Genomic DNA, 23,610 nt, shown 5'->3' with positions numbered 1-23,610 from the left:
CACTACTGATCGCCGGGCCGCGCGGATGCCATCGTTCGGGTAGCATCGAACGATCGATCGCGCGGGCTTTCGCGCGTCATCCACACAAAACAAGACTCCCGGAGACTGCCGCTCATGCCTTCGCATGCCGATTCGCCCGCTGCTCATCATGCGGGTTCGCTGACCATTTTCCAGGGCGCCGCGCTCTATATCGGCGCGGTGCTCGGCACCGGCGTGATCGCGCTGCCCGCACTCGCCGCCGAAGTCGCGGGGCCGGCCTCGCTGCTCGCATGGGCAGCGCTCGTCGTGCTGTCCGGGCCGCTCGCGGCCACCTTCGCCGCACTCGGCGCCCGCTATCCCGATGCGGGCGGCGTATCGACCTACGCGCGGCGCGCATTCGGCCCGAAGGCCGCGGCCATCGTCGGCTGGTGCTTCTATTTCGCGGTGCCGGCCGGCGCACCGGCGGCCGCGATGTTCGGCGGCGCATACGTCGCGGCCGTCACGGGCGGCGGGCACACGACGGTCATCATCACGGCCGCCGCACTGATCGCGACCGTGTCGGCCGCGAACGCGTTCGGCGTCACCGTGTCGGGCCGCGTGCAACTGGTGTTGTCGGCGCTGCTCGTCGCGCTGCTGCTTGTCGCGGTGCTTGCGTCCGCGCCGCATGCGCGCACCGTGAACCTGCATCCGTTCGCCCCGCATGGCTGGCTCGCGGTCGGCCAGGCCGCCGCGCTGCTCGTATGGAGCTTCGCCGGCTGGGAAGCGATCACCCATCTCGCCGCCGAATTCCGCCGGCCCGCGCATGACATGCCGCGCTCGGCCGGCATCGCGGTCGTGGTCGTCGGGTTCCTGTATCTGTCGGTCGCCGCCGCGAGCGTGACGGTGCTCGGGCCTTCCGCGGGCGCATCGGGCGCGCCGCTCGCCGAACTGATCGCGGGCGGCATCGGCGGCCATGCGCAGGTGCTGGCGGCCGCCGCCGCGCTGCTGCTCACACTCGGCACGATGAACGCGTATTTCGCGGGCGCGGCCAAGCTCGGCGCGGCGCTCGGACGCGACGGCGCGCTGCCTGCGTGGCTCGCGCAAGGCAGCCAGGTCGGCGGCGTGCCGCGCCGCAGCCTCGGCGTGATCGCCGTGCTCGCGGCCGCCGCACTGGCCGCCACTGCGCTGTCCGACGTCGGACCGAAGCCGCTCGTGCTCGTGACGTCCGGATGTTTCGTGATGGTGTACGGGCTCGGCGCGGCGGCCGCGCTGAAGCTGCTGCCGCGTGGCGGCATCGCGTATCGCTGCGCGTGGATTTCGCTGATTGCGGTCGCCGGACTGTTCATGACGACCGGCTGGTATTTCCTGTTCCCGCTGCTGCTTGCGGGCGGCGCGCTGCTTTATCTGCGGATGGCCGGCCCGCGCAAATGACCCAACATGCGCCCGCGGGCCGACGCCGGCCCGCTCGCCGCGCCCGGCGCGCGAACCATCACGTCGAGCCGGCCATGCGCCGTTCGTTCGCGCCGGTCAGGCCGGCACCAGCTCGAAGCTGAGCCGTTTGCCGAGCGCGGCGGCCGCGCTCGCGAGCGTCGCCAGCGTGAGGCTCGTGTCGGTTTCGTCGAGCAGACGGTTGAGCGCGGCGCGGCTGGTTTTCATCCGCGCGGCCATCGCCGTTTTCGTGATGTGCTGCGCCTTCATTTCCTGCCCGATCTGCCACGCGATCACGCGCTTGATCGCGGTGGCGGTGGCTGCTTCGAGATTGCCGTCCGCTTCGAGGAAGGCGTCGAAATCGCTGCCGATATGCGGATTGTTCGTGGTCGTCATGTCGTACTCCAGGTGCATGGCGTTGCCGGCTGCCCGACCGTCGGAGACGGTGCGTTCCGGCGCAACCGGGGAATTCAGATGGCGTGCGTCAGCGCTTTCAGGCGCGCGACGGTGACGTCGAGATCGTCCGACGGCGTGGCCCGCGACTGCTTGAAGAAGCCGTGCAGCAGCACCATCGTGTCGCCGACGACCGTGAACATCACGCGAGCGCTTCGCCCCGGCACCGCCACGCGGATCTCCCACAGATCCTTCGCCATCTTGCGGACCAGCGGCATGCCGAGCGGCCAGCCGAGTTGAACGGTCTTGATCTCTTCGCCGATCGCCCTTCGCTCCACTCGCCCGAGCGCGTTGAGCCATTCGCGCACCGGCTCGTTACCGCGGGCCGTCCGGAAGAACCGCACGCCGAGCGTGACCTGAATCTGCTGTCTCGCCATCGTCTTGTCGTCCATCGTATCAAAAACGGTACGATATGCCAAGCACCCCGATGACGGCTACTGGCCGGATGGCCAATCCTGCAGCAAGAAAGGGAAAGGAGATGAGGTCCGGCGCACCGCCAGGCCCGGTGGATCAACGCTTGCCGCGAGCAGGCTTGCGCGCCGCGCGTGGCGCCCGGTGCGGGCGCGCATCGCCGAACCGCGACCGTGCGATGTCGCGCACCGCGTCGATCAGCGTCCGAGCGACCGGCGACGGTTGCGCATCGGTACGCAGCACGAGCCCGACCGGCTCGTCGGTGCCCGCCGACGGCAGCGGCAGGCGCGCCAGCGCGCCGGCCGACAGATCGTATTCGGCCGCATAGAGCGGCACGAACCAGATCGCGTCGTTCTCGAGCGCAAGCGCGCGCGCGACCGATACCGACAGCACCTCGATGAACGAATCCAGCGGCGGTGCGCCGCATGCGCCGAGCAGTTGCTCGGCGGACTGGCGGATCAGCGTGCCGAACGGCGGCAGCACGACCGGATAGCGCGCCAGCTCGGCGGCCGGCGCCACGCTCGCGAGGAGCGGATGCCCGGCGCGCACGACCGCGACGAGCGGCTCGTTGTACAACTGCTCGAACGCGAGCCCGATCATCCGCTCCGGCTCCGACAGCCGCCCGATCGCGCATTCGATCGCGCCGGATTTCAGACGCTCGAGCAACTCGGCGTTCGCGGCCGTCGCGATCCGCACGACGATGCGCGGCCAGCGTGCGGTCAGCGCCTTCATCAAGGCCGGCGCGAGCGAGGCCGCGACGGTCGGCAGCATGCCGATTTCCAGCGTCGCGGCGGCGGCCCCACCCTCGCGCGCCAGCAGCCCGACGCCCTGCCGCAGCGCCAGCACGCACGCATTCGCGTGAGGCATGAACAGCTGCGCTTCGCGGGTCGGCTGCGCGCCGTGCCGGCCGCGCTCGAACAGCTTCACGCCGAGAATCGCCTCCAGCTCGGCGATCGTCTTCGACACGGCCGGTTGGGTGATCGACAGGCTTTCCGCCGCCTTCTGCACGCCGCCCAGCTGCGCGACCGCGAGAAAGCACTGCAGGTGCCGGAATTTGACGCGGCCGTCGGCGATACGGTTATTCATAACGAGAGGTTATGCGCAGGACGATGAATCGCCATTTTGCATAACTTTCCAGAAAGGCCCAAGCGTTCGGGACGACGTCATGCATGGCGCCGCAGCGCGTGGAATCCGGTCGGCTCCCAGATCCGCTTCGCGATCAGCAGGGCCGTGCCGTGCTTCTGCCCCAGCGGCGCGGACGACGACTCCGCGTGCAGCGCCGCCGCCTTGCTGCTGAGCCGCCGCAGTTCCTGTTCGAGCTCCGCGGCGGCCGCGTCCGTCAGCATTCCTTGCAGGAACGTCATCGTCTCGCCCGGGCCGTCGAAGCGGCTGCCGAGAAAATCGTCGAGCACGTGCGCATGGAAGTAACGGCGAATCGGCCCGCCCGGCAGCCAGTCGAAATCGCGCGCGACGCGCACGCGAATCCGGTCGCCGGGCAGCAGCGCGATCACGTTCATCCGGTCGAGCATCAGCAGATATTTCACGCACTCGGCCTGCGTGAGCCGATAGGCCGACACGATGTCCTGCACGGTCCAGTAGTTGATCGCGCAGACAGCGACCAGCAGCAGCTTCTCGTCCGACACCAGCAACGCCTCCTGCTGCTCGGTCAGCACACGCAAGCGCGGTGCGGATGCCGACGCTTCCTGCACGAGTTCGGCGAGCGTATAGCCGAGCAGCTGCGCGATCTCCGCGACGCGCTCCAGCGTGAAGCGGCCGCTCGCGAACAGCCGCTTCACGCTCGTCTCGGACACGTCGAGCGCACGCGCGACGTCCCGGTAAGTCATTCCCTGCGCCTTCAGCTGGCGCTTCAGCGTTTCGATCAGTTGGGCGGTCTCGGTCATATTGGTATCAAAAAATGATGCTCGAAGTCGGATATTAGGCTACTTGCGCATCCACATCAGCACTTTTGGTTACTTGTCTGCATAATCCGCTCCGTCCTGTCACGCAACGACGGAGCCGAAATGACCACCCGAATCGACACTGCCTTCCGCGAACCGCACCACGCCGCCCCGCGCGATGCACGCGACACCGCTCGCACGATGCCGCTCGCGACCGTGCGCACGCTGGCCGCCAGCGCACATGTCGGCGATCTGGTGTTCATCCGCGTACCGGCCGGGACACAGGATGCCGCGGCTGACGCGGCCGACACCTGGGCCAATCGCTTCGGCATCGTCGTCGATACGGCGGGCGACGAACCGCTGATCGCCGAGTCCACCGCGTTCGCGTGGACGAAACTCACGCCGCTGTCGCGCTTCATCGCCCGCGCCGACGGCGGACGCATCGCACTGGCGCGCCGCCTCGCCGCAGCGTCGGCCGACGCGCAGCGTCACGTCCATGCGCTGGCCGAACAGCGAATCGATGCGCTGCTCGGCAGTCGCTTGAACCCGCGGGCGCGGCGCGGCTTCTGCGCGCAGTACGTGACGGACGTGCTCGGTGCCGGCCTCGCGTCGACACCGTCGGCCCTGCTGCGCAGCGGCACGTTGGCGCTCGAATTCGACGGGATCGTGTTCGATTCTCGTCATCCATGACGACGGGCACGCTCGGGGAGACCGGATAACAACGAGAACGAAAGACAAAAACAGCGACGGGCTGGCTGGAGGGCCGTGCACGGGGTCGTCACCGACGACGCGAAGCCCGATCGCTTTTTCCGCCGGACAGGTTTCCTGTCCGGCGGAATTTTCATGGTGGGCACCACCATAACGAACGGTTATGCGATTCGCGAAAAAAGGTCATTTTGCATAACTTTCCGGATTAGCTAAAGTCGTGCCGTCCACTTCGCGAAAAACTGACAGGAGACGCCCGATGGATTCCCCCACGATCCTCACGCCGCGCGACTGGCCGTCGCATCCGGCCTATGTTCACCCCGAGTACCGTTCGTCCGTGAAGCGCGGCCCGACCCGCCCGCTGATCCCGCTGAAGGAGAAACTGCGCGACCATTACGCGCCCGTCTATGGCGCGGAGGATCTCGGCGCGCTCGACCACGACCTGACGAAGAACGCCGTGAAGAACGGCGAGCCACTGGGCGAGCGGATGATCGTCACCGGCCGCGTGCTCGACGAAGGCGGCAAGCCCGTGCGCAACACGCTCGTCGAGGTGTGGCAGGCCAACGCGGCCGGCCGCTACGTGCACAAGGTCGACCAGCACGACGCGCCGCTCGACCCGAACTTCCTCGGCGCGGGCCGGTGCCTGACCGACGACGAAGGCCGCTACCGCTTCCTGACGATCAAGCCCGGTGCGTATCCGTGGGGCAACCATCCGAACGCGTGGCGCCCGAATCACATCCACTTCTCGCTGTTCGGCGATTATTTCGGCTCGCGTCTCGTCACGCAGATGTACTTCCCCGGCGATCCACTGCTCGCGTACGACCCGATCTTCCAGGGCACGCCCGAGGCCGCGCGCGATCGCCTGATCTCGCGCTTCTCGATGGACATCACCGAAGAAGGCTATGCGCTCGGCTACGAATTCGACATCGTGCTGCGCGGCCGCGACGCCACCCCGATGGAGCGCTGAACCATGACGACGCTGAAGCAAACCCCTTCGCAGACGGTCGGCCCGTACTTCGCGTACGGCCTGTGCCCGCAGCAATACGACTACGACCTGAAAAGCCTGTTCACGCCGACGATCGCCGCCGCGCACGCCGAAGGCGAGCACGTGCTGCTGGTCGGGCAGGTGTTCGACGGCGACGGCAACGTCGTGGGCGACGCAGTGCTCGAATTCACGCAGGTGGACGGCGCGGGCCGCTATCCCGCGTCGCGCGACGACATCGCGACATCCGGCTTCACCGGTTTCGCGCGGGTCGGCACGGGCACCGATCCGCAGCAGCGCTTCGTCGTCGAGACGGTGAAGCCGGGCCGCGTCGCCGCCGACGAGGCGCCGCACATCAACGTGACCGTGATGATGCGCGGGATCCTCACCCATGCGTTCACGCGTGTGTACTTCGACGATGAAGCCGCCGCGAACGCGGCCGACCCCGTGCTGAACGCGGTGCCGGCCGAGCGCCGCGCGACGCTCGTCGCGAAACGCGACGCGCAGCCGGGGCGGCCGGTCGTCTACCGCTTCGACATCCGCATGCAGGGGCCGGAAGAAACCGTGTTCTTCGACGTTTGACGCGTACGCCGGCGCTCGCCGGCTTCGCCTGCAACCGCACCGCCGCGTGGCGCGATACCGACGGGCATCGCGCCACGCGGCGTTTTGGGGCGCTGCGTCGTCCGCATTCGATGGTGCGCCGCATCGTGACCGGCGGCGCTACGGATGCACGTCCTTATCGGCTTCCCGCCCCGATATCGAATGCGCAATCGCAACGCATGCTGCGACAGCACATGAATCGTGGGGTCAACACGATATCGTTTGCGCGTCATGCAGCGTATTCTTTGCTATCCGCAACGAGCCGGCAGGATTGAATCGGACGAAGCAACAATCATATGAACGATGCGCGACGCTGCCCGACAGGGCGGTCGCGCATTTTTTCAGACAGAGTGCCTTTGAACGCGTCTGGCCGAAGTTGGCGGACGCGTATTTTTTGGCACGGCGACCCACGCCTGGGCGCGACCTGCGCCGGATCCCGGCGCCTAGCGACGAATCTCCAGATAGCGGCTCGGCGTGTCGCCCAGAATGCGGCGAAACGCCGACGTGAACGCACTCGCGCTCGCGTAGCCGAGATCGAGCGCGACGCGCGTCACCGGCTGCCCATCGGTCAGACGGGCAATCGCCGCCAACATGCACACCTGCTGGCGCCAGGCGGCAAAACTCACGCCCGTCTGCGCGCGAAACTGCCGCGTGAACGTGCGCCGGCTCACGCCCGCGTCGGCCGCGACTCGATCGAGATCGGCCGCGATCGACGGCGCCGCGAACAGGTGGCGACACACCTTCGCCAGCCGAGCGTCGGCCGGCAGCGGCGCATGCAGCGACAGGCGCGGCATCGTCGCGATTTCGGCCACCAGCAGATCCATCAGCTTGCCCGCGCGGCCGTCGACGTCGTACATCGCCGGCAGGTCGATCGCATCGTCGATCAACTGCCGCAGCAGCGGCGACACGCCATGCACGCCGCATTGGGTCGGCAGGCCGGCCGTCTGAGAGGCGTCGGCGGACACGAACACGTTGAGCATCGTGACCGGCCCGGTCATCGTCATTTCGTGCCGCACGCCGGCCGGTACCCAGCACGCGCGCTGCGGCGGCACCAGCCAGCGGCCGTGCGGCGTCGACACGCTGATCGTGCCGCGCGACGCGAACGCGAATTGCCCGCGCACGTGTGCGTGATCCGGAAACGTCGTGCCCGCCGCAAAGTCATTGGCGGTCACGACCACGCTCCGGGGAATGTGTTCGTAGGGATCTAGCAGCGTATTTCTCACGGCCCGAATTCCATCATCAATGACCCGATATCGAAGGCGGGTCGCCTTCGAACGATCTACGATCCGCTCCACCGTTGCGCAACCTCGCGGCCGCAACACCCGCCGGCCCGACCGGCCGGATGGCAACCTCATCGGAGCGAACATGCCGAATACGTTTCATCGCGTGGGGGACGGCCCCCACCCTGTTCTCGTGCTGCACGGCTGGTTCGGCGACGCCCGCGCGTTCGAACCGCTCGAAGCGTGGCTGTCGCGCGAGCGCTTCAGCTATGTATTCATGGACTACCGGGGTTACGGCCGTATGCGCGACGCCCGCGGCCACTATACGATCGACGAGATCGCCGCCGACACGCTCGCACTCGCCGACGCGCTCGGCTTCCCGACCTTCAGTCTCGTCGGCCATTCGATGGGCGGCATGGCGATCGAGAAAATCGCCGCCATCGCCCCCGACCGCGTTCGCGCGCTGGTGCCGATCGCGCCGGTACCGTGCGGCGGCCTGCCGTTCGACGCCGCGCGACGCGCGCTATTCGAGCGGGCCGCCGACCACCTCGCCGATCGCAGGACCATCATCGACCGCAGCACCGGCAACCGGCTGCCCGCCGCCTGGATCGAGTGGAAAGCCGCGTATTCGGCCGCCTGTTCGTCGGCGCGGGCATTCGGTGCGTACTTCCGCGCGTGGGCCGATACGGATTTCAGCGAAGAGATCGCGGGCATCCATCCGGTAAAGGTACTGATCGGCGAGCACGACCCGACGTTCGACGCGGCGCTGATGGCTCGCACCTACCTGCGGCGCTACCCGCTCGCCAGCGTCGACGTGCTGCGCAATGCCGGCCATTATCCGATGAACGAAACGCCGCTCGCGCTGGTCGCGGCGATGGAAGCATTCCTGTTCGCCGCGACGGCCCGCCCCGTCGCGATCGGCTGACCGGCCGCGCGCCGGCGGCATGGTCGCGGCACCCATTACCGCAGCATGAACGACATTGCCGACAGGCTGTTCAGCGTGCGCACCACATGCTCGACCGACGGCCCGTCGAAGCGCAGCGTCACCGCATCGACGCGCTCAAGCGACGGCAGCACGCAGAACAGGTCGGCGAGCGCGACCGTCTGCACGCGCAGCGTGCAAGCGGCCGGCGCGGGCCGATGCGTGCCGGCGCGCACGCCGGACGACAGTGCACGCGCGACCGTTTCCCGCGCGGCGGCCGCGATCCGCGCGCACGACGCCGACGGCGTGAGCGTCTCGCCGCTCGATGCGCCGCCGGCCGTCTTGACCGTCTCGAAACGCGCGTCCGGAAACAGCGGCTGCGTTTCCTCGGCGAATACGTCGTCGCCGGTCGCGAGCGCGACATGCGCGCCGTATTCCCGCGCCAGCGCGCCGTACAGTCCGGCTTCGCCGAGCTCGACGCCGTTCAGCCACACCTGCGTGAACGCAAAGCTGTTGATCGTGTGCGCGAGCACGCCGCGCGCCTGCGATTTCGCGTGATAGCCGATCATGAACACGAGATCGGGCTGCTGTTCGACGCCCGTCATCATCCCGAGCGTGCGCGGCTTGCCGAGCACGACGCGCGCCCGCGCATCGAGCCCGTCGGGCAGCAGGTTGCGAAAGCCGCCGTGCGAATCGTTGACCCAGACGGCTTGCGCGCCGCCCGCGAACGCGCCTTCGATCGCCGCGTTCGCCTCGGCGGTCATCCAGCGTCGCGCGCGCTCGTATTCCGGATTGCCGGCGCGCGTCTGCTCGATCGCGAATACGCCGGCGACACCCTCGATGTCGGTCGAGATCAGGATCTTCATGACAGGGTCGAACGTCCTTCGTTGTACTCGTTGAACCACCGGTCGAGATCGGGCACCGCGTCGCGCAGCGATTGCCGCACGTGGCCGTCGCGCCCGGCGACCGTTACCGCTTGCAGCAACGCGTCGGCGATCGCGTGCTCGACGCTTTCGGCCGCGGCCATGAACAGCGGATCGAGCGCCGCATCGGCCACGAGGGCCGGCAGCGCGATCGTCGATGCGTCGTGCGCGATCGTGTAGGCGGTCGAGAACGCGAGCGCGATGTCGCCGCTGCCATGCCCGTACACGGAGCCCGTGCGGGCCAGTCCGGCCCCCGCGCGGCGCGCGAGCCGTGACAGCTGCCGCGCGTCGAGCGGCGCATCGGTCGCCAGCAACAGGATGATCGAGCCCTGCTCGGGCGGCGCCGCGTGCGCGGCTTCGGCCGCGCGCCGTTGCGCGACGACGCGGCCGAGCGGCACACCGCCGAGCGTCAGCATCGGCAGCCGGCCGAAATTCGCGAGCACGAGCGCGCCGACCGTATAGGGCCGACCGGCCGCGACGGCCACGCGCGACGCGGAACCGATCCCGCCTTTCAGGTCGAAGCACGACATCCCGCGCCCGGCGCCCACCGCGCCGCGTGCGACGTCGCGCGACGCCGCGCGGCACGCGTCGTCGTAATGCGCGGCGGTGACCGCGAACGCCTGAATGTCGTTCAGGTAACCATCGTTGCACTCGAACACGAGCGGATTGACGGTCGACCAGTCGCGGCCGATCCGCGGATTCGCGGCGATCGCGGCGCGGATCTGCGCGTGGGCGACCGCACCGACGCCGAACGTGTTGGTCAGCGCGACCGGCGTCTCGAGCGTGCCGAGTTCGTCGACCTGCACGAGCCCGACACTCTTGCCAAAACCGTTGATCACGGCCGCCCCCGCCGGCACCTTGCTGCGGTACACGTCGCCCGGATGCGGCTTCACGACGGTCACGCCCGTCTGCACGTTGCCGGCATCGAGCGTGCAATGGCCGACCGTCACGCCCGGCACGTCGGCGATCGTGCCGCGCGGCCCGGCCGGCAGCGTCGCGCTCCACATCGGCACCGCCCGCATCAACGGCGCTCCAGCTTCGGGTCGAGCGCGTCGCGCAGCCCGTCGCCGAGCAGGTTGAACGCGAGCACGGTCAGGAAGATCGCGAGGCTCGGGAACACCGCGATGTGCGGCGCCGTCACCATGTCCGCGCGCGCCTCGTTGAGCATCGCGCCCCACTCCGGCGTCGGCGGCTGCGCGCCGAGCCCGAGGAACGACAGGCTCGCGGCGGTAATGATCGACGTGCCGATCCGCATCGTGAAGTAGACGACGACCGACGACACGGTGCCCGGCAGGATGTGCCGCATGATGATCGTCCAGTCGGACGCGCCGATGCTGCGCGCGGCCTCCACATAGGTCATGTGCTTGAGCATCAGCGTGTTGCCGCGCACGAGCCGCGCGAACGCCGGGATGCTGAAGATCGCGACCGCGCAGATCACGTTGACCATCCCGTTGCCGAGGATCGCGACCACGCCGATCGCGAGCAGGATGCCCGGGAACGCGAACAGCACGTCGGCGACGCGCATCGTGATGCGGTCCCACCAGCCTTCGTAATAGCCGGCGAGCAGCCCGAACAACGTGCCGATCACCGCGCCGAGCGCCACCGAGAAAAAGCCGGCCGCGAGCGAGATGCGCGTGCCCGCGACGATCCGGCTGAAGATGTCGCGGCCGAGCGAATCGACGCCGAACCAGTGCACGGCCGACGGCCCTGCATTCAGCGCGTCGTAGTCGAAATAGTTTTCCGGATCGAACGGCACGATGTGCGGGCCGACGAACGCGAGCACGACGAGCGCCAGCACGAAGCCGCCCGCGACGAGCGCGATGGTCTGCTTGCGGAACTTGCGCCAGAATTCGCGCCACGGCGTGCGGATCGCGGTCGTTGCGGCCGGTGCCGCGGGCTGGACAGTCGCGTTCATGCTGGCCTCACTTGAACCGGATGGTCGGGTTGATGACCGCGTACAGCACGTCGACGGTCAGGTTGATCAGGATGAATTCGAGCGAGAACAGCAGGACGATCGCCTGGATCACCGGGTAGTCGCGCATCGTCACCGCGTCGACCAGCAGGCGCCCGAGCCCCGGCCAGTTGAACACGGCCTCGACGACGATCGAGCCGCCGAGCAGGAAGCCGAACTGCAGCCCCATCATCGTGACGACCGGGATCATCGCGTTGCGCAGGCAGTGCTTGAGCACGACCATCGGTTCGTGTACGCCCTTGGCGCGCGCGGTGCGCACGAAGTCCTCGTTCAGCACCTCGACGAACGACGCGCGCGTGAAGCGCGCCATCACCGCCGCGACCGCGGCGCCGAGCGTCAGCGACGGCAGCACGTAGCTCTTCCACGTGCCGTCCGGCACGACCGGCAGCCAGCCGAGCTTCACCGAGAAGATCTCCATCAGCAGCATGCCGAGCGCGAAGGCCGGAAACGAGATGCCCGACACCGCGAGCGTCATGCCGAGCCGGTCAGGCCAGCGATTGCGCCAGACCGCCGACGCAATGCCGATCGCCATGCCGAACAGCGTCGACCACCCCATGCTGACGAGCGTCAACAGCAGTGTCGGCATGAAGCGCTCGCCGATCTCGGTCGACACCGGCCGCTTGCTGCGCGTCGACACGCCGAAATCGCCGTGCGCGATCTTCGCGAAGAAGCGTGCGAACTGCGCGGGCAGCGGCCGGTCGAGCCCGAGATCGGCGCGCACGAGCGCGACGGTCGCCTCGTCGGCTTCGGGGCCGGCCGCGAGCCGCGCCGGGTCGCCCGGCAACAGGTGCACGAACAGGAACACCAGCACCGCGACGATCGCGAGCGTGGGCAGCAGGCCAAACAGGCGTTTGACGAGGAAATTCAGCATGGGACACCGATCGAATCAGCGCACCGGCGGCTCGTGCCGCCGGCGCTGCGTGGCGGGCAAACCGCCGTCATTTCAGCGAGATCTCGTCGAAGTTGAACGAGCCGTCCGGCATCACGTACGCGCCCTGCAGCCGCTTGCTGCGCGCATACACGATCTTCTCCTGCACGAGGAAGATCCACGGCGCGTCGGCCCAGATCTGCTTCTGCGCATCGGCGTACAGCTCGGCCTTCTGCGTGCGGTCGACCGTCTCCAGCGCCTTCGTCAGGTCGCCGTCCACCGTGTCGTTCTTGTAGTACGCGGTGTTGACCAGCTTCGGCGGCGCCGACGCGCCGGCCAGCAGCGGCGTGATCGCCCAGTTCGCTTCGCCGGTCGACGACGACCAGCCGATGTAGTACATCCGCACCGGCGCCTTCGCCGGATCCGGCGCGCTCTCGACCTTCGCGACGCGTTCGCCGGCCTCCAGCGCCTGCACCTGCACCTTCACGCCGACCTGCGCGAGCTGCTGCTGCACGAACTGGATCGCCTTCTGCGACGTCGAGTTGTTATACGCGGACCACAGCGTCGTCTCGAAACCGTTCGGATAGCCGGCTTCCTTCAGCAGCGAGCGTGCCTTCGCCGGGTCGTACGGCCAGGGCCCGAGCTTCGTCGCGTAATCGACGCCCTGCGGCACCACGCCGGTCGACGGCGTCGCGAAACCGGAGAACGCGACCTTCGCGAGCGCTTCCTTGTTCACCGCGTAGTTCAGCGCCTGGCGCACCTTCGGGTTGTCGAACGGCTTTTGCAGCATGTTCAGCGACACGTAGCGCTGCACGATCGACGGCCGTTCGACCACGTCGACCTTCGGGTTGCTCTTCAGGTCGGCCGCCTGTTCGAACGGAATGCGGAACGCAAAATCGGCTTCGCCCGTCTTCATCAGCGCCGCGCGCGTGTTGTTGTCGACCACCGGCTTCCAGTCGATCGCGTCGATCTTCGGATAGCCCTTCTTCCAGTAGCCGGCGAACTTCTTCACCTTCAGGTCGTCGGTCTGCTTCCACTCGACGAACTCGAACGGCCCGGTGCCGACCGGGTGCAGCGCGATGTCGCGGCCCCACTTCTTCAGCGCGGCCGGCGAGATCATCACGGCCGACGGGTGCGCGAGCGTGTTGATGAACGCCGAGAACGGCTCGCGCAGCGTGACCTTCACCGTGGTCGGATCGACGGCCTCGGTCTTCTCGATCACGCGGAACATGTTGTAGCGCTTCAGGTGGTTCGCGGGATCGGTCACGCGGTCGAAGTTCGCCTTCACGGCCGCCGCGTTGAAATCGGTGCCGTCGTGGAACTTCACGCCCGAGCGCAGCTTGATCGTGTACGTCTTCGCATCGGGGCTGGCTTCATAGCCGGTCGCGAGCACGTTGACGAGCTTCATGTCCTTGTCGAAGCCGAACAGCCCCTGGTAGAACGACTTGACGACGGCCTGCGACACCGTGTCGTTCGCGTCGTACGGGTCCATCGTCGTGAAGGTCGAATCCACCGCCATCACCGCGGTCTGCTGCGCGAACGCGGGCAGCGCGGCCGACAGCGCGAACGCGCCGGCGAGCGCGACGAAGCATGCGCGCGGACGAAACATCGGAAACGGATGCTGCTTGTTCATTTGCTGGGCTCCTATCGGTGAATCGGTGACGCCTCACGGGCGTTTCGGTTTCGACTGCCTGCTGGTTCGTGCGGCGTCATCGCGACGCACGACTCCACGACTCAATACGCGCCGCCGACGCGATGCGTCGCGACATAATGATCGGGGCCGACCGCGACGAGCGGCGCGACGACCGGCTCGTCGCCGACCGCGCGGATCGGGCTCGGAATCTCGTCCGCCGCGAGCTGGCGCGGCGCATGCCGGCGCGCGGGGTCGGCCACCGGCACCGCGCTCATCAGCTTCTTCGTGTACGGATGCTGCGGCGCCTCGAACACCGCGCGGCGCGGGCCGATCTCGACGATCTGGCCGAGATACATCACCGCGACGCGATGGCTGACGCGCTCGACCACCGCCATGTCGTGCGAGATGAACAGGTACGCGACGCCGAGCTCGCGCTGCAGGTCGAGCATCAGGTTGACGATCTGCGCCTGCACCGACACGTCGAGCGCCGACACCGACTCGTCGGCGATCACGACCTTCGGATTCAGCGCGAGCGCACGCGCGATCGCGATCCGCTGGCGCTGGCCACCCGAGAATTCGTGCGGATAGCGGCGCGCGGCCTCCGGCGGCAGACCAACCTTGTCGAGCAGCCAGTCGACGCGCGCCTGCGCGTCGCTGCCGCTCGCGACGCCATGCACGAGCAGCGGCTCCATGATCGAAAAGCCGACGGTCAGGCGCGGGTTCAGCGACGCGAACGGGTCCTGGAAGATGAACTGGATGTTACGGCGCAGCGCCTGCAGGTCCGGGCCCTTCAGCGCGCTGATGTCGCGGCCGTCGAATTCGATCGAGCCGCTTTGCGATTCGACGAGGCGCAGCAGCGAACGGCCGGTGGTCGACTTGCCGCAGCCCGATTCGCCGACGAGCGCGAGCGTCTCGCCCGCGCGCAGCTCGAAGCTCACGCGCTCGACCGCATGCACGTATTGCGACACGCGGCCGAACACGCCGCTCTTCACCGGAAAGCGCGTGACGAGATCGCGCACGCGCAGGATCGGCGGCGCGGCGTGATCGACAGGCGGCTGCGCGTCGTTCGCGGCGGACGCCGTCGTCGCGGCCGTGGCCGCCGCGTTCGTGCCGTCCACCTTCAACAGCGGGAATTTCTCGGGTGCGTCGGTGCCCTGCATCGAGCCGAGCCGCGGCACGGCCGCGAGCAGCGCCCGCGTATAGCGATGCGCGGGCGTCGCGAAGATGCGGTCCGACTCGCCCTCCTCGACCTTCTCGCCGCGATACATCACGAGCACGCGGTCGGCCACTTCGGCCACCACGCCCATGTCGTGCGTGATGAAGATCACGCCCATGTTCATTTCGTCCTGCAGCCCGCGCACCAGTTGCAGGATCTGCGCCTGGATCGTCACGTCGAGCGCGGTGGTCGGCTCGTCGGCGATCAGCAGCGCGGGCCGGCACGACAATGCCATCGCGATCATCACGCGTTGCCGCATCCCGCCCGAGAGCTGGTGCGGATAGCGCGCGAACACGCGGCGCGCTTCCGGGATGCGCACGAGATCGAGCAGCCGCAGCGCTTCCGCGCGTGCTTCGGCCGCGCTCTTCGACTGGTGCAGCGCGATCGCCTCGCTGATCTGGTCGCCGACCGTAAACACCGGGTTCAGCGACGTCATCGGCTCCTGGAAGATCATCGCGATGTCCGCGCCGCGGATGCCGCGCATCGTCGCGGCGCTCGCCTGCGCGAGATCGACCAGCGCGCCGCCACGTCGCCGGAACGCGATGCGGCCGCTCGTGATCTCGCCGCCGCCGTGCTCGACGAGCCGCATCAGCGCGAGCGACGTGACCGACTTGCCCGAGCCCGATTCGCCGACGATCGCGAGCGTCTCGCCGCGATCGACGTGAAACGACACGTTGCGCACCGCGTCGAACGTCGCGCTTTCGCGGCGGAACGTGACCGACAGGTCGTCGACGGCCACCACGCGCTGCTCGGGCAACGTCAAGGGCGACGGGTTACGGCTCGAAGTCATGACATATCTCCTCGTGCGATCCGCAATCAGGCCGCATCGTCGCGGTAGATGCCGACGACCGGCGCTTCACCGACGCGCGCGTAGCCGCGGTACATCCCTTCTGTGTTGAACGGCATCGCGACGTTGCCCTGTGCGTCGACCGCGATGATCCCGCCGCGGCCCGCGAGGCGCGGCAGCTTGTTCATCACGACATCGTGCGCGGCGTCCGCGAGCGACGCGCCGCGATACGCGATCTGCGCCGCCACGTCATGCGCGGTCGCGAGCCGGATGAACATCTCGCCGGTGCCCGTCGCGGAGACGGCGCAGGTCGCGTCGTCCGCATAGCAGCCGGCGCCGATGATCGGCGAATCGCCGACGCGCCCCGGCTGCTTGTTCGTGATGCCGCCCGTCGACGTCGCCGCCGCGATGTGGCCGTTCAGGTCGCGCGCGACCGCACCGACCGTGCCGTGCTTGCGATCCGGATCGAGCGGCTCGGCGGATTGGGCGGCGCCGCCGAACGCGAAGCTGGCCGCATCGTGGTCGAGCATCATGCCGGCCGCCGCGCGCGCCTTGACCCACTGCGCATGCCGCGTTTCGGTGTCGAAGTAGCCGGGTTCGGCGAGTTCGAGCCCTTGGGCGGCGGCGAACGCATCGGCGCCCGCGCCGGCGAACAGCACGTGCTCGCTCGCCTCCATCACGCGCCGCGCGGCGAGCACCGGATTGCGCACGCGCGTCGCGCAGCAGATCGCACCGGCGCCGAGCGTCGCGCCATCCATGACCGCCGCGTCGAGTTCGTGCTTGCCTTCGGCCGTATAGACGGCGCCGCGCCCGGCGTTGAACAGCGGACAGTCCTCGAGCATGCGCACCGCGACGGTCACCGCGTCGAGCGCGCTGCCGCCGTCGGCCAGCACCTGTTGCGCGGCCTGCAGGATCGCGGTGAGCTCGGCGCGGTACCGACGTTCGGTGTCGGTATCCATCGCTTCGCGCAGGATCGTGCCTGCGCCGCCGTGAATCGCGACGATCGCGGGTGAAGTCATGATTTTTTCGGACGAGGGGAAGAAGGGTTGGCGGCCGGCAGCGCCGCTTGCGGCTGCACGAGCCACGGCAGCAGGAATTCGGTCATCTCGGCGGCGGATTTCGCGGACCGGTGCGTGCGCAGCGCGACTGCATCGATCAGCGCCTCAATCATCGTGAGCACGGCCGCTTCCGACGTGGCCGCGAAACGCCGCTCGGCCTTCACGTACAGGTTCAGCGACGCGACCGGTGCAAGCGGCGATTGCGGACCGTCGGAAATGCCGAGCACGCGCGCGCCGCGCGCCGCCGCACGACGCGCCAGCTCGATCGTGTCCTTCACGTAGCGCGGAAACGCGAGCGCGATCACGAGATCGCGCGAATCGGCCGTGTACAGGCGTCGCGCCGCATGCGAAGGCCCGCCGAGCAGCGCGAGCGACTGCACGCTGTCGTGGCAGACGGACAGGCCATGCTCGATCAGCCCGGCAAGGAATGCGCTCGACCCGGCACCGAGAATCAGCACGCGTCGCGCGCCGACGATCGCCTCGACCGCCGCCTCGACATCGGCCGCGTCCAGTTGCGCGCGCGTGTTCTCGATGTTGGCGACAGCCTGGTCGAATACCGCATCGATCCAGACCGCGCCGCGTACGCCGGATTCCTGCTCCTGCGCGGAACGCAGCCGCTCGACCGGCCCGAGCGTGGCCTCGAAGCCGCGCACGAGCGCCGCGCGCATCGCCGGATAGCCGTCGAAACCGAGCGCCTTCGCGAAGCGGTTCGCGGTCGCGATCGACGCATTCACGGCCTGCGCAAGCTCGTCGATCCGCATCGTCGCCGCGCGAAACGGGTTCGCGAGCACGAATTCGCCCATGCGCCGGTGAATTGGCGTCATCAACGGCATCGCCGACGCGATCCGTTCGGCGATCGCGAGTTCGTCGTGACTGACATCAGGCGGAACGAGAGGCGTCATGCGAAGGGTTGTTGCAAGGTTCGATGAAAATGAATTTACACAATCTACCGCCAGAAAAGAAATAAATTTTCATCCGCGTTGTCCCGCCCCATCCGGCGCCTGTCGACCGGGCGGACGGGCATTCGGCCCCACCGCACGGGCCTGCGACGGGCGACCGCCCTGCGCCGCCGCGCGCGGCCGTCATCCGCTCATCGGGAAAACCCCGAGTACGTTCGTTCGAATGCAGATTCACGTTGACCGGATTCGCATTCGAACATAGGATGTTCGAAAATGATCAGTCGTCAGATAACATTGCAGCTCAACGACGACGAAATGTTCGCTCGAACACCGTGATTTCGCGATAAACCGGCAAATCGGGCGCGCATCAAGATCGGACATCGTACGAACGAAAACGAAACAAGCCATCCCGACGGATGGCCTCATGGACCGGGCAGGCGCCGCGCGCCGCCCTCCCTGACAGGAGACAGCAGTGAAGACAGTCAAGGCGTTGCGCTGGTGGATCATCGTGCTGGTGTGTCTCGGCACGATCCTCAACTACCTCGCACGGAATTCCCTCGCGGTGCTCGCGCCCGAACTCAAGCAGGTGTTCGCGATCTCGACGCAGCAGTACTCGTACATCGTCGGCGCGTTCCAGATCGGCTACACGATCATGCAGCCGGTGTGCGGATTCATCGTCGACCTGATCGGGCTGCGGCTCGGCTTCGCGTTGTTCGCGATGCTGTGGTCGGTGGTCGGCGTCGCGCACGGCTTCGCGTCGGGGTGGCTCTCGCTCGGCATCCTGCGCGGCTTTCTGGGCCTGTTCGAGGCCGCCGCGATTCCGTCCGGAATGAAGGCCGTCGCCGAATGGTTTCCCGATCGCGAGAAATCCGTCGCGGTCGGCTACTTCAACGCGGGCACGTCGCTCGGCGCCGCGATCGCGCCGCCGCTCGTCGTGTTCATCTCGATGCGGTTCGGCTGGCAGGCCGCGTTCATGGTCACCGGCGCGCTCGGCTTCCTGTGGGCGGCGCTCTGGTACACGCAGTACCGGTCCCCGGCCGACCATCCGCGCCTCACGCCGCAGGAACGCACGCTGATCCGCGACGGCCAGGCGACGATGCCGCCCGTGTCGAAGCGCCGCATCCGCGACGTCGTCACCGCGCGGCGCTTCTGGGCGATCGCGCTGCCGCGCTTCTTCGCGGAACCCGCGTGGCAGACCTTCAGCTTCTGGATTCCGCTGTACCTCGCGACCGAGCGCCACATGCCGCTCACGCAGATCGCGGTATTCGCGTGGATGCCGTTTCTCGCGGCCGACCTTGGCGGCATCGCGGGCGGCTACCTGTCGCCGTACCTCGCGAATCGCTTCAAGCTGCCGCTCGTGTGGTCGCGCGTCGCCGGCGTCGCGCTCGGCGCAGTGCTGATGCTCGGGCCGGCGATGATCGGGCTCGTGTCGTCGCCGTACATGGCGATTGCGCTGTTCTGCGTCGGCGGCTTCGCGCACCAGATGATTTCCGCGCTCGTCAACACGCTGTCGGCCGACGTGTTCGATCCCGAGGAAGTCGGCACCGCGAGCGGCTTCGCCGGGATGGCCGCGTGGATCGGCGGCCTCGGCTTCTCGCTGCTGGTCGGTGCGCTCGCCGACAAGATCGGCTATGCGCCGCTGTTCGCGTGCCTCGGCCTGTTCGACATCATCGGCGTCACGCTGCTCGCGCTGCTGATCCGCGGGCAGTCGAAGCAGGAACGCCTGCTCGCGCAGCACGCCTGACCTCCGTTTTCACCAGGAATCGCATTCATGACTTCGCTCCTTCATCCGCCCGTGTTCCGCGTCGCCAGCCACCACGCGAACCGCGTGCTGCTCGCGTCCGATACAGGCGCCACCGTCGAAATCTTCGTGCTCGAGGACGACATCGTGCGAGTGCGCGTGCTGCCCGACGCGACGGCGCGCACCCCGCGCACGTGGACGATCGCACCCGGTCTCGACGACGTGCCGCTCGACGGGCGCGACCGCCTCGACCTGAGCGGCTTCGCACTGCCGCACTACGACTTCGTCGAAGACGACGACGGCGTGCGGATCGAAACCGCGCAGATCCGGCTCACGGTGCGCCGACGAGGCGGCCATTGCACGTGGTCGATGCGCGACGCGAACGGCGCATGGCGCGTCGCGCTCGCCGACCGCGCGACGCAGGCATACAACTTCGGCTGGTGGGACGATCGCGCATATCACTACGTCGCTCGCGAACGCGGCGACAAGGTGTTCGGCCTCGGCGAACGCGCGGGCGAACTCGACCGCACGGGCGCACGCTTCGAGATGCGCAACATCGACGCGATGGGCTACAGCGCGAAAAGCACAGACCCGCTGTACAAGCACATTCCGTTCTACATCACGTGGTCGCCAGATACGTGCCAGGGCTTCGGGCTGTTCTACGACACGCTGTCCGACTGCTCGTTCGACATGGGCCGCGAGCTCGACAACTACCACGGGCCCTATCGCTATTTCGTCGCCGAGCACGGCGATCTCGACTACTACTTCATCGCGTCGCCCGCTACGCCGCTCGCGGCCGCGCGGCGCTTCACGTGGTTGACCGGGCGCCCCGCACGCACGCCGAAATGGGGGCTCGGCTATTCGGGCTCGACGATGAGCTACACCGATGCGCCGGACGCGCAGCAGCAGATGAACCAGTTCCTCGAGCAGTGCGACGCGCACGACATCCTGTGCGATTCGTTCCACCTGTCGTCGGGCTATACGTCGATCGGCGCGAAGCGCTACGTGTTCAACTGGAACCGCGACAAGTTTCCCGACGCGCAGGGTTTCGTGCAGCACTATCGCGACCACGGTATCCGCCTGTGCGCGAACATCAAGCCCTGCCTGCTGCGCGACCATCCGGCCTTCGACGACGCCGCGCAGCGCGGGCTGCTGATCCGTTCCGCGTCGGGCGAGCCCGCATGGGTGCAGTTCTGGGACGAAGTGGGCGCGTACGTCGACTTCACGCAGCCGGACGCCTATCGCTGGTGGCAGGAGCAGGTCACGTCGGCGCTGCTGGAATACGGAATCGAATCGACCTGGAACGACAACAACGAATACGAGATCTGGTCGCCCGACGCGATCGCGCACGGCTTCGGCCAGCCGTTTCCGGCGCGCGAAGCGAAGGTGCTGCAGACGATGCTGATGATGCGCGCGTCGCGCGACGCGCAGCGCGCGCATGCGCCCGCGCGGCGGCCGTTCCTCGTGTCGCGCTCCGGCGGCGCCGGGATGCAGCGCTACGTGCAGACGTGGTCGGGCGACAACTACACGTCGTGGGAGACGCTGCGCTACAACCTGAAAATGGGCCTCGGGCTCGCGCTGTCGGGCGTGTCGAACATCGGCCACGACATCGGCGGCTTCTCCGGCCCCGCGCCGTCGCCGGAACTGCTGCTGCGCTGGGTGCAGTTCGGCATCTTCATGCCGCGCTTCAGCATTCATTCGTGGAACGACGACGGCACCGTCAACGAACCGTGGATGTACCCGGAGATCACCGCGCAGATCGCGGCGCTGATCAAGCAGCGCTACCGGCTGCTGCCCTACCTCTATCACCTGCTGTGGCTGTCGACGACGCGCTACGAGCCCGTGCTGCGGCCGACCCTCGCCGATTTCCCCGGCGATGCGCGCTGCTACGACACCTGCGACGACATGATGCTCGGCGACGCGCTGCTGGTTGCACCGGTCGTCGATCCCGGCCGGACCGAGCGCACGGTGTACCTGCCGTCCGGTGCACGCTGGACGTGCTGCGCGAGCGCGCAGTCGTTCGACGGCGGTGCAAGCGTGACGCTGCCCGCGCCGCTCGACACGCCGGTGATGCTGCTGCGCGAAGGTCGCGTGCTGCCGTTGAACGTCGGCGAACAGCATTTCGGCATGCGCACCGACACGCGCGGCTTCCTCGTCGCACCGCGCATCGAGGACGGCGTCGCGTACGGCGAATGCGTCGAGGACGACGGCGAGACGGAAGCGTGGCGCGACGGCGAGTACGGACTGTGGCGCATCGAGACCGGCCGCGAGGCGTCGGGCGAGCTCGGCGTATCGGTCCGCTGGGACGGCCGCCCGGCGCGCCCGGCCGACCGCGTCGAGATCCTGCTGCCCGTGTCGCTGCAAGGCCCGGTCGCCGTGCGCGGCGCGCGCGTCGAGCAGGATGCGCGGGACGGCGCGTGGCGCCGCCTCGTCGTCGCGTTCAACCACTGAATCAACCCGATCAGGCGGGCCGTTCGCGCGGCCCGCCGCCCGCCACAGAGGAGGCATTCGACCTCCCGCCCCGTTGAAAATATGAAGAGACCCGGAGATCGACAATGAAAGCACCTGTCAACCGTTATGCAATCCTGATTTTATCGGCCGCATCGCTCGGCGCGACCGCCGCCCATGCGCAGAGCAGCGTCACGCTGTACGGCGTCGTCGACGATTCGCTCGCGTACGTGAACAACCAGCAAGGGCACTCGAACATCTACCTGCGCGACGGCAACCTGTATGCGTCGAAGTTCGGGCTGCGCGGCGACGAGGATCTCGGCGGCGGCACACACGCGATCTTCGATCTGCAGGCCGGCTTCAACCTGAATACGGGTGCGCAGGCCGCCGCCGGCACGATGTTCAATCGCCAAGCCTTCGTCGGTCTGCGCAACGCGAGCTACGGCACGGTGACGGCCGGCCGCCAGTACACGCCCTACTTCCTGTTCGTCGGCCCGTACGCGTCGAGCAGCTGGCTGACGGGCGCCACCGGCGCACATCCGGGCGACATCGACGGCCTCGACACGACGATTCGCGTGAACAATTCGGTTACCTATACGTCGCCGACCTTCGCCGGCCTGACCGCGAGCGCAATGTACGCATTCGGCGGCATCGCGGGCGCGACCGGCAAGGGCAACACGTTCAGCGCCGCGCTGCGCTACGCGAACGGGCCGATCGGGATCGCGGCCGGCTATCTGCGGATCAACAGCTCGGGCTCTTCCGCGGGCTTCCTGAATCCGGCCACCGCGTCGTCGGGCAGCTTCGCGGTGTCCGTACTGAACCAGGGCTACCTGACCGCGAAGGCCGTCGAGCAGGTCGCGGCGGCCGGCAACTACACGCTCGGCGACCTGACGATGGGGCTCAACTATTCGAACGTGAAGTATCTGCCCGGCAACGGCTCGGCCTTCACCGACACGGCCGTGTTCAACACCTACGGCGCGCTCGCCGCGTACCGCTTCACGCCGACGTTCTCGGTGGCCGGCGCATTCGCGTACACGCTCGCATCGAAGGCGAACGGCGTCGCGAACGCGGCCCGCTATCAGCAGTACTCGCTGAAGGAGTCGTACAGCCTGTCGAAACGCACGACGCTCTACGCGCTGCAGGCCTACACGCATTCGAGCGGGCGGACGCTCGGCGCGCAAGGCGCCGGCCACATCGTCGACGCGGCGCCGATCGTCGGCGATTCGCAGCAGCTCGCGCCGTCGACGACGCACGGCCAGTTCGTCGGCATGGCCGGGATCGCCGTCACGTTCTGAACCCTCTGGCGGCGCCTTTCGTGCGCCGTCTTCTACCCGGACGATGCGCATGCCGTACGCGCCGTCCGGGTGTCCGATATGCGTTCGCCGCCGCGTTTCCCCGCCTCGCCCGCTCGCCGCACGCACCGCGCGGGTTTTCTCGCTCGCCGCGATACCTTACAATCCGTCAGGCTTACCCTTCTGCATGCCCTCT

At 68.1% G+C, this 23,610-nt stretch carries 21 protein-coding genes; 8 read left to right on the top strand and 13 right to left on the bottom strand.

Features of this window, described 5'->3' with window-relative positions; all coding sequences use genetic code 11:
- Positions 1–114: 114 nt before the first annotated feature.
- Positions 115–1,389 (top strand): APC family permease, encoded by a 1,275-nt coding sequence (locus A9Z05_RS00250; protein WP_069616376.1) that lies wholly within the window; start codon positions 115–117, stop codon positions 1,387–1,389.
- 96 nt (positions 1,390–1,485) lie between these two features.
- Here the strand turns inward: A9Z05_RS00250 and A9Z05_RS00245 are convergent, their stop codons facing one another.
- The 4 genes from A9Z05_RS00245 to A9Z05_RS00230 all read right to left on the bottom strand — a co-directional run bounded on the left by A9Z05_RS00245 (position 1,486) and on the right by A9Z05_RS00230 (position 4,151).
- Positions 1,486–1,782, bottom strand: coding sequence for an XRE family transcriptional regulator (locus A9Z05_RS00245; protein WP_012338300.1), 297 nt, complete (start codon positions 1,780–1,782; stop codon positions 1,486–1,488).
- A 74-nt stretch (positions 1,783–1,856) separates the two neighbouring features.
- Entirely contained in the window at positions 1,857–2,216 is a 360-nt protein-coding gene (locus A9Z05_RS00240) for a type II toxin-antitoxin system RelE/ParE family toxin (RefSeq protein ID WP_069616582.1), read from the bottom strand.
- Between the two features lie 133 nt (positions 2,217–2,349).
- Positions 2,350–3,336 (bottom strand): pca operon transcription factor PcaQ, encoded by a 987-nt coding sequence (gene pcaQ / locus A9Z05_RS00235; protein WP_069616375.1) that lies wholly within the window; start codon positions 3,334–3,336, stop codon positions 2,350–2,352.
- 77 nt (positions 3,337–3,413) lie between these two features.
- Positions 3,414–4,151, bottom strand: a complete 738-nt coding sequence (locus tag A9Z05_RS00230) for a helix-turn-helix domain-containing protein (protein WP_069616374.1) — start codon at positions 4,149–4,151, stop codon at positions 3,414–3,416.
- Between the two features lie 120 nt (positions 4,152–4,271).
- Between A9Z05_RS00230 and A9Z05_RS00225 the strand changes: the two genes are divergently transcribed.
- The 3 genes from A9Z05_RS00225 (at position 4,272) to pcaG (ending at position 6,417) form a co-directional block, all read left to right on the top strand.
- A complete protein-coding gene (locus tag A9Z05_RS00225; RefSeq protein ID WP_069616373.1) occupies positions 4,272–4,838 on the top strand; it encodes a YiiX/YebB-like N1pC/P60 family cysteine hydrolase in 567 nt (188 codons plus the stop codon).
- Between the two features lie 274 nt (positions 4,839–5,112).
- Positions 5,113–5,820, top strand: coding sequence for a protocatechuate 3,4-dioxygenase subunit beta (gene pcaH, locus A9Z05_RS00220; protein WP_069616372.1), 708 nt, complete (start codon positions 5,113–5,115; stop codon positions 5,818–5,820).
- Between the two features lie 3 nt (positions 5,821–5,823).
- Positions 5,824–6,417, top strand: coding sequence for a protocatechuate 3,4-dioxygenase subunit alpha (gene pcaG / locus A9Z05_RS00215; RefSeq protein WP_069616371.1), 594 nt, complete (start codon positions 5,824–5,826; stop codon positions 6,415–6,417).
- Between the two features lie 461 nt (positions 6,418–6,878).
- Here the strand turns inward: pcaG and A9Z05_RS00205 are convergent, their stop codons facing one another.
- Positions 6,879–7,658, bottom strand: coding sequence for a helix-turn-helix domain-containing protein (locus A9Z05_RS00205; RefSeq protein WP_069616369.1), 780 nt, complete (start codon positions 7,656–7,658; stop codon positions 6,879–6,881).
- A 142-nt stretch (positions 7,659–7,800) separates the two neighbouring features.
- Here A9Z05_RS00205 and A9Z05_RS00200 point away from each other — a divergent pair, with 142 nt between their 5' ends.
- Positions 7,801–8,580: an alpha/beta fold hydrolase gene (locus A9Z05_RS00200; protein WP_069616368.1), complete on the top strand. Its 780-nt coding sequence runs from the start codon at positions 7,801–7,803 to the stop codon at positions 8,578–8,580.
- 35 nt (positions 8,581–8,615) lie between these two features.
- Here A9Z05_RS00200 and A9Z05_RS00195 read toward each other — a convergent pair whose 3' ends face one another.
- From A9Z05_RS00195 to A9Z05_RS00160, 8 genes are all read right to left on the bottom strand, one after another.
- Positions 8,616–9,443, bottom strand: coding sequence for a M55 family metallopeptidase (locus A9Z05_RS00195; RefSeq protein WP_069616367.1), 828 nt, complete (start codon positions 9,441–9,443; stop codon positions 8,616–8,618).
- Positions 9,440–10,522, bottom strand: coding sequence for a P1 family peptidase (locus A9Z05_RS00190; RefSeq protein WP_069616366.1), 1,083 nt, complete (start codon positions 10,520–10,522; stop codon positions 9,440–9,442). Before A9Z05_RS00190 ends, A9Z05_RS00195 begins: the two co-directional genes overlap by 4 nt.
- Entirely contained in the window at positions 10,522–11,415 is an 894-nt protein-coding gene (gsiD, locus tag A9Z05_RS00185) for a glutathione ABC transporter permease GsiD (RefSeq protein WP_069616365.1), read from the bottom strand. Before gsiD ends, A9Z05_RS00190 begins: the two co-directional genes overlap by 1 nt.
- Positions 11,416–11,422: 7 nt before the next feature.
- Entirely contained in the window at positions 11,423–12,343 is a 921-nt protein-coding gene (gene gsiC, locus A9Z05_RS00180) for a glutathione ABC transporter permease GsiC (protein ID WP_069616364.1), read from the bottom strand.
- A gap of 67 nt (positions 12,344–12,410) precedes the next feature.
- On the bottom strand, positions 12,411–13,973 hold the full coding sequence (gene gsiB, locus A9Z05_RS00175) for a glutathione ABC transporter substrate-binding protein GsiB (protein WP_069616363.1): 1,563 nt from the start codon (positions 13,971–13,973) through the stop codon (positions 12,411–12,413).
- A 101-nt stretch (positions 13,974–14,074) separates the two neighbouring features.
- Entirely contained in the window at positions 14,075–15,979 is a 1,905-nt protein-coding gene (locus A9Z05_RS00170) for a dipeptide ABC transporter ATP-binding protein (protein ID WP_069616362.1), read from the bottom strand.
- Between the two features lie 26 nt (positions 15,980–16,005).
- Positions 16,006–16,995 (bottom strand): isoaspartyl peptidase/L-asparaginase family protein, encoded by a 990-nt coding sequence (locus tag A9Z05_RS00165; protein WP_069616361.1) that lies wholly within the window; start codon positions 16,993–16,995, stop codon positions 16,006–16,008.
- Positions 16,992–17,936: a MurR/RpiR family transcriptional regulator gene (locus A9Z05_RS00160; protein WP_069616360.1), complete on the bottom strand. Its 945-nt coding sequence runs from the start codon at positions 17,934–17,936 to the stop codon at positions 16,992–16,994. Before A9Z05_RS00160 ends, A9Z05_RS00165 begins: the two co-directional genes overlap by 4 nt.
- Before the next feature lie 469 nt (positions 17,937–18,405).
- Between A9Z05_RS00160 and A9Z05_RS00155 the strand changes: the two genes are divergently transcribed.
- The 3 genes from A9Z05_RS00155 to A9Z05_RS00145 all read left to right on the top strand — a co-directional run bounded on the left by A9Z05_RS00155 (position 18,406) and on the right by A9Z05_RS00145 (position 23,417).
- Positions 18,406–19,677, top strand: coding sequence for an MFS transporter (locus A9Z05_RS00155; protein ID WP_069616359.1), 1,272 nt, complete (start codon positions 18,406–18,408; stop codon positions 19,675–19,677).
- 27 nt (positions 19,678–19,704) lie between these two features.
- Positions 19,705–22,125, top strand: a complete 2,421-nt coding sequence (locus A9Z05_RS00150; protein WP_069616358.1) for a glycoside hydrolase family 31 protein — start codon at positions 19,705–19,707, stop codon at positions 22,123–22,125.
- A gap of 104 nt (positions 22,126–22,229) precedes the next feature.
- Positions 22,230–23,417: a porin gene (locus A9Z05_RS00145; RefSeq protein ID WP_069616357.1), complete on the top strand. Its 1,188-nt coding sequence runs from the start codon at positions 22,230–22,232 to the stop codon at positions 23,415–23,417.
- Positions 23,418–23,610 lie beyond the last annotated feature (193 nt).

Origin of the sequence: Burkholderia sp. A2, assembly GCF_001729305.1 — a bacterium.
Classification (GTDB): Bacteria; Pseudomonadota; Gammaproteobacteria; order Burkholderiales; family Burkholderiaceae; genus Burkholderia; species Burkholderia sola.
Note: the sequence above shows the minus strand (reverse complement) of the source record. Positions and strands in the feature narration are given on the sequence as shown.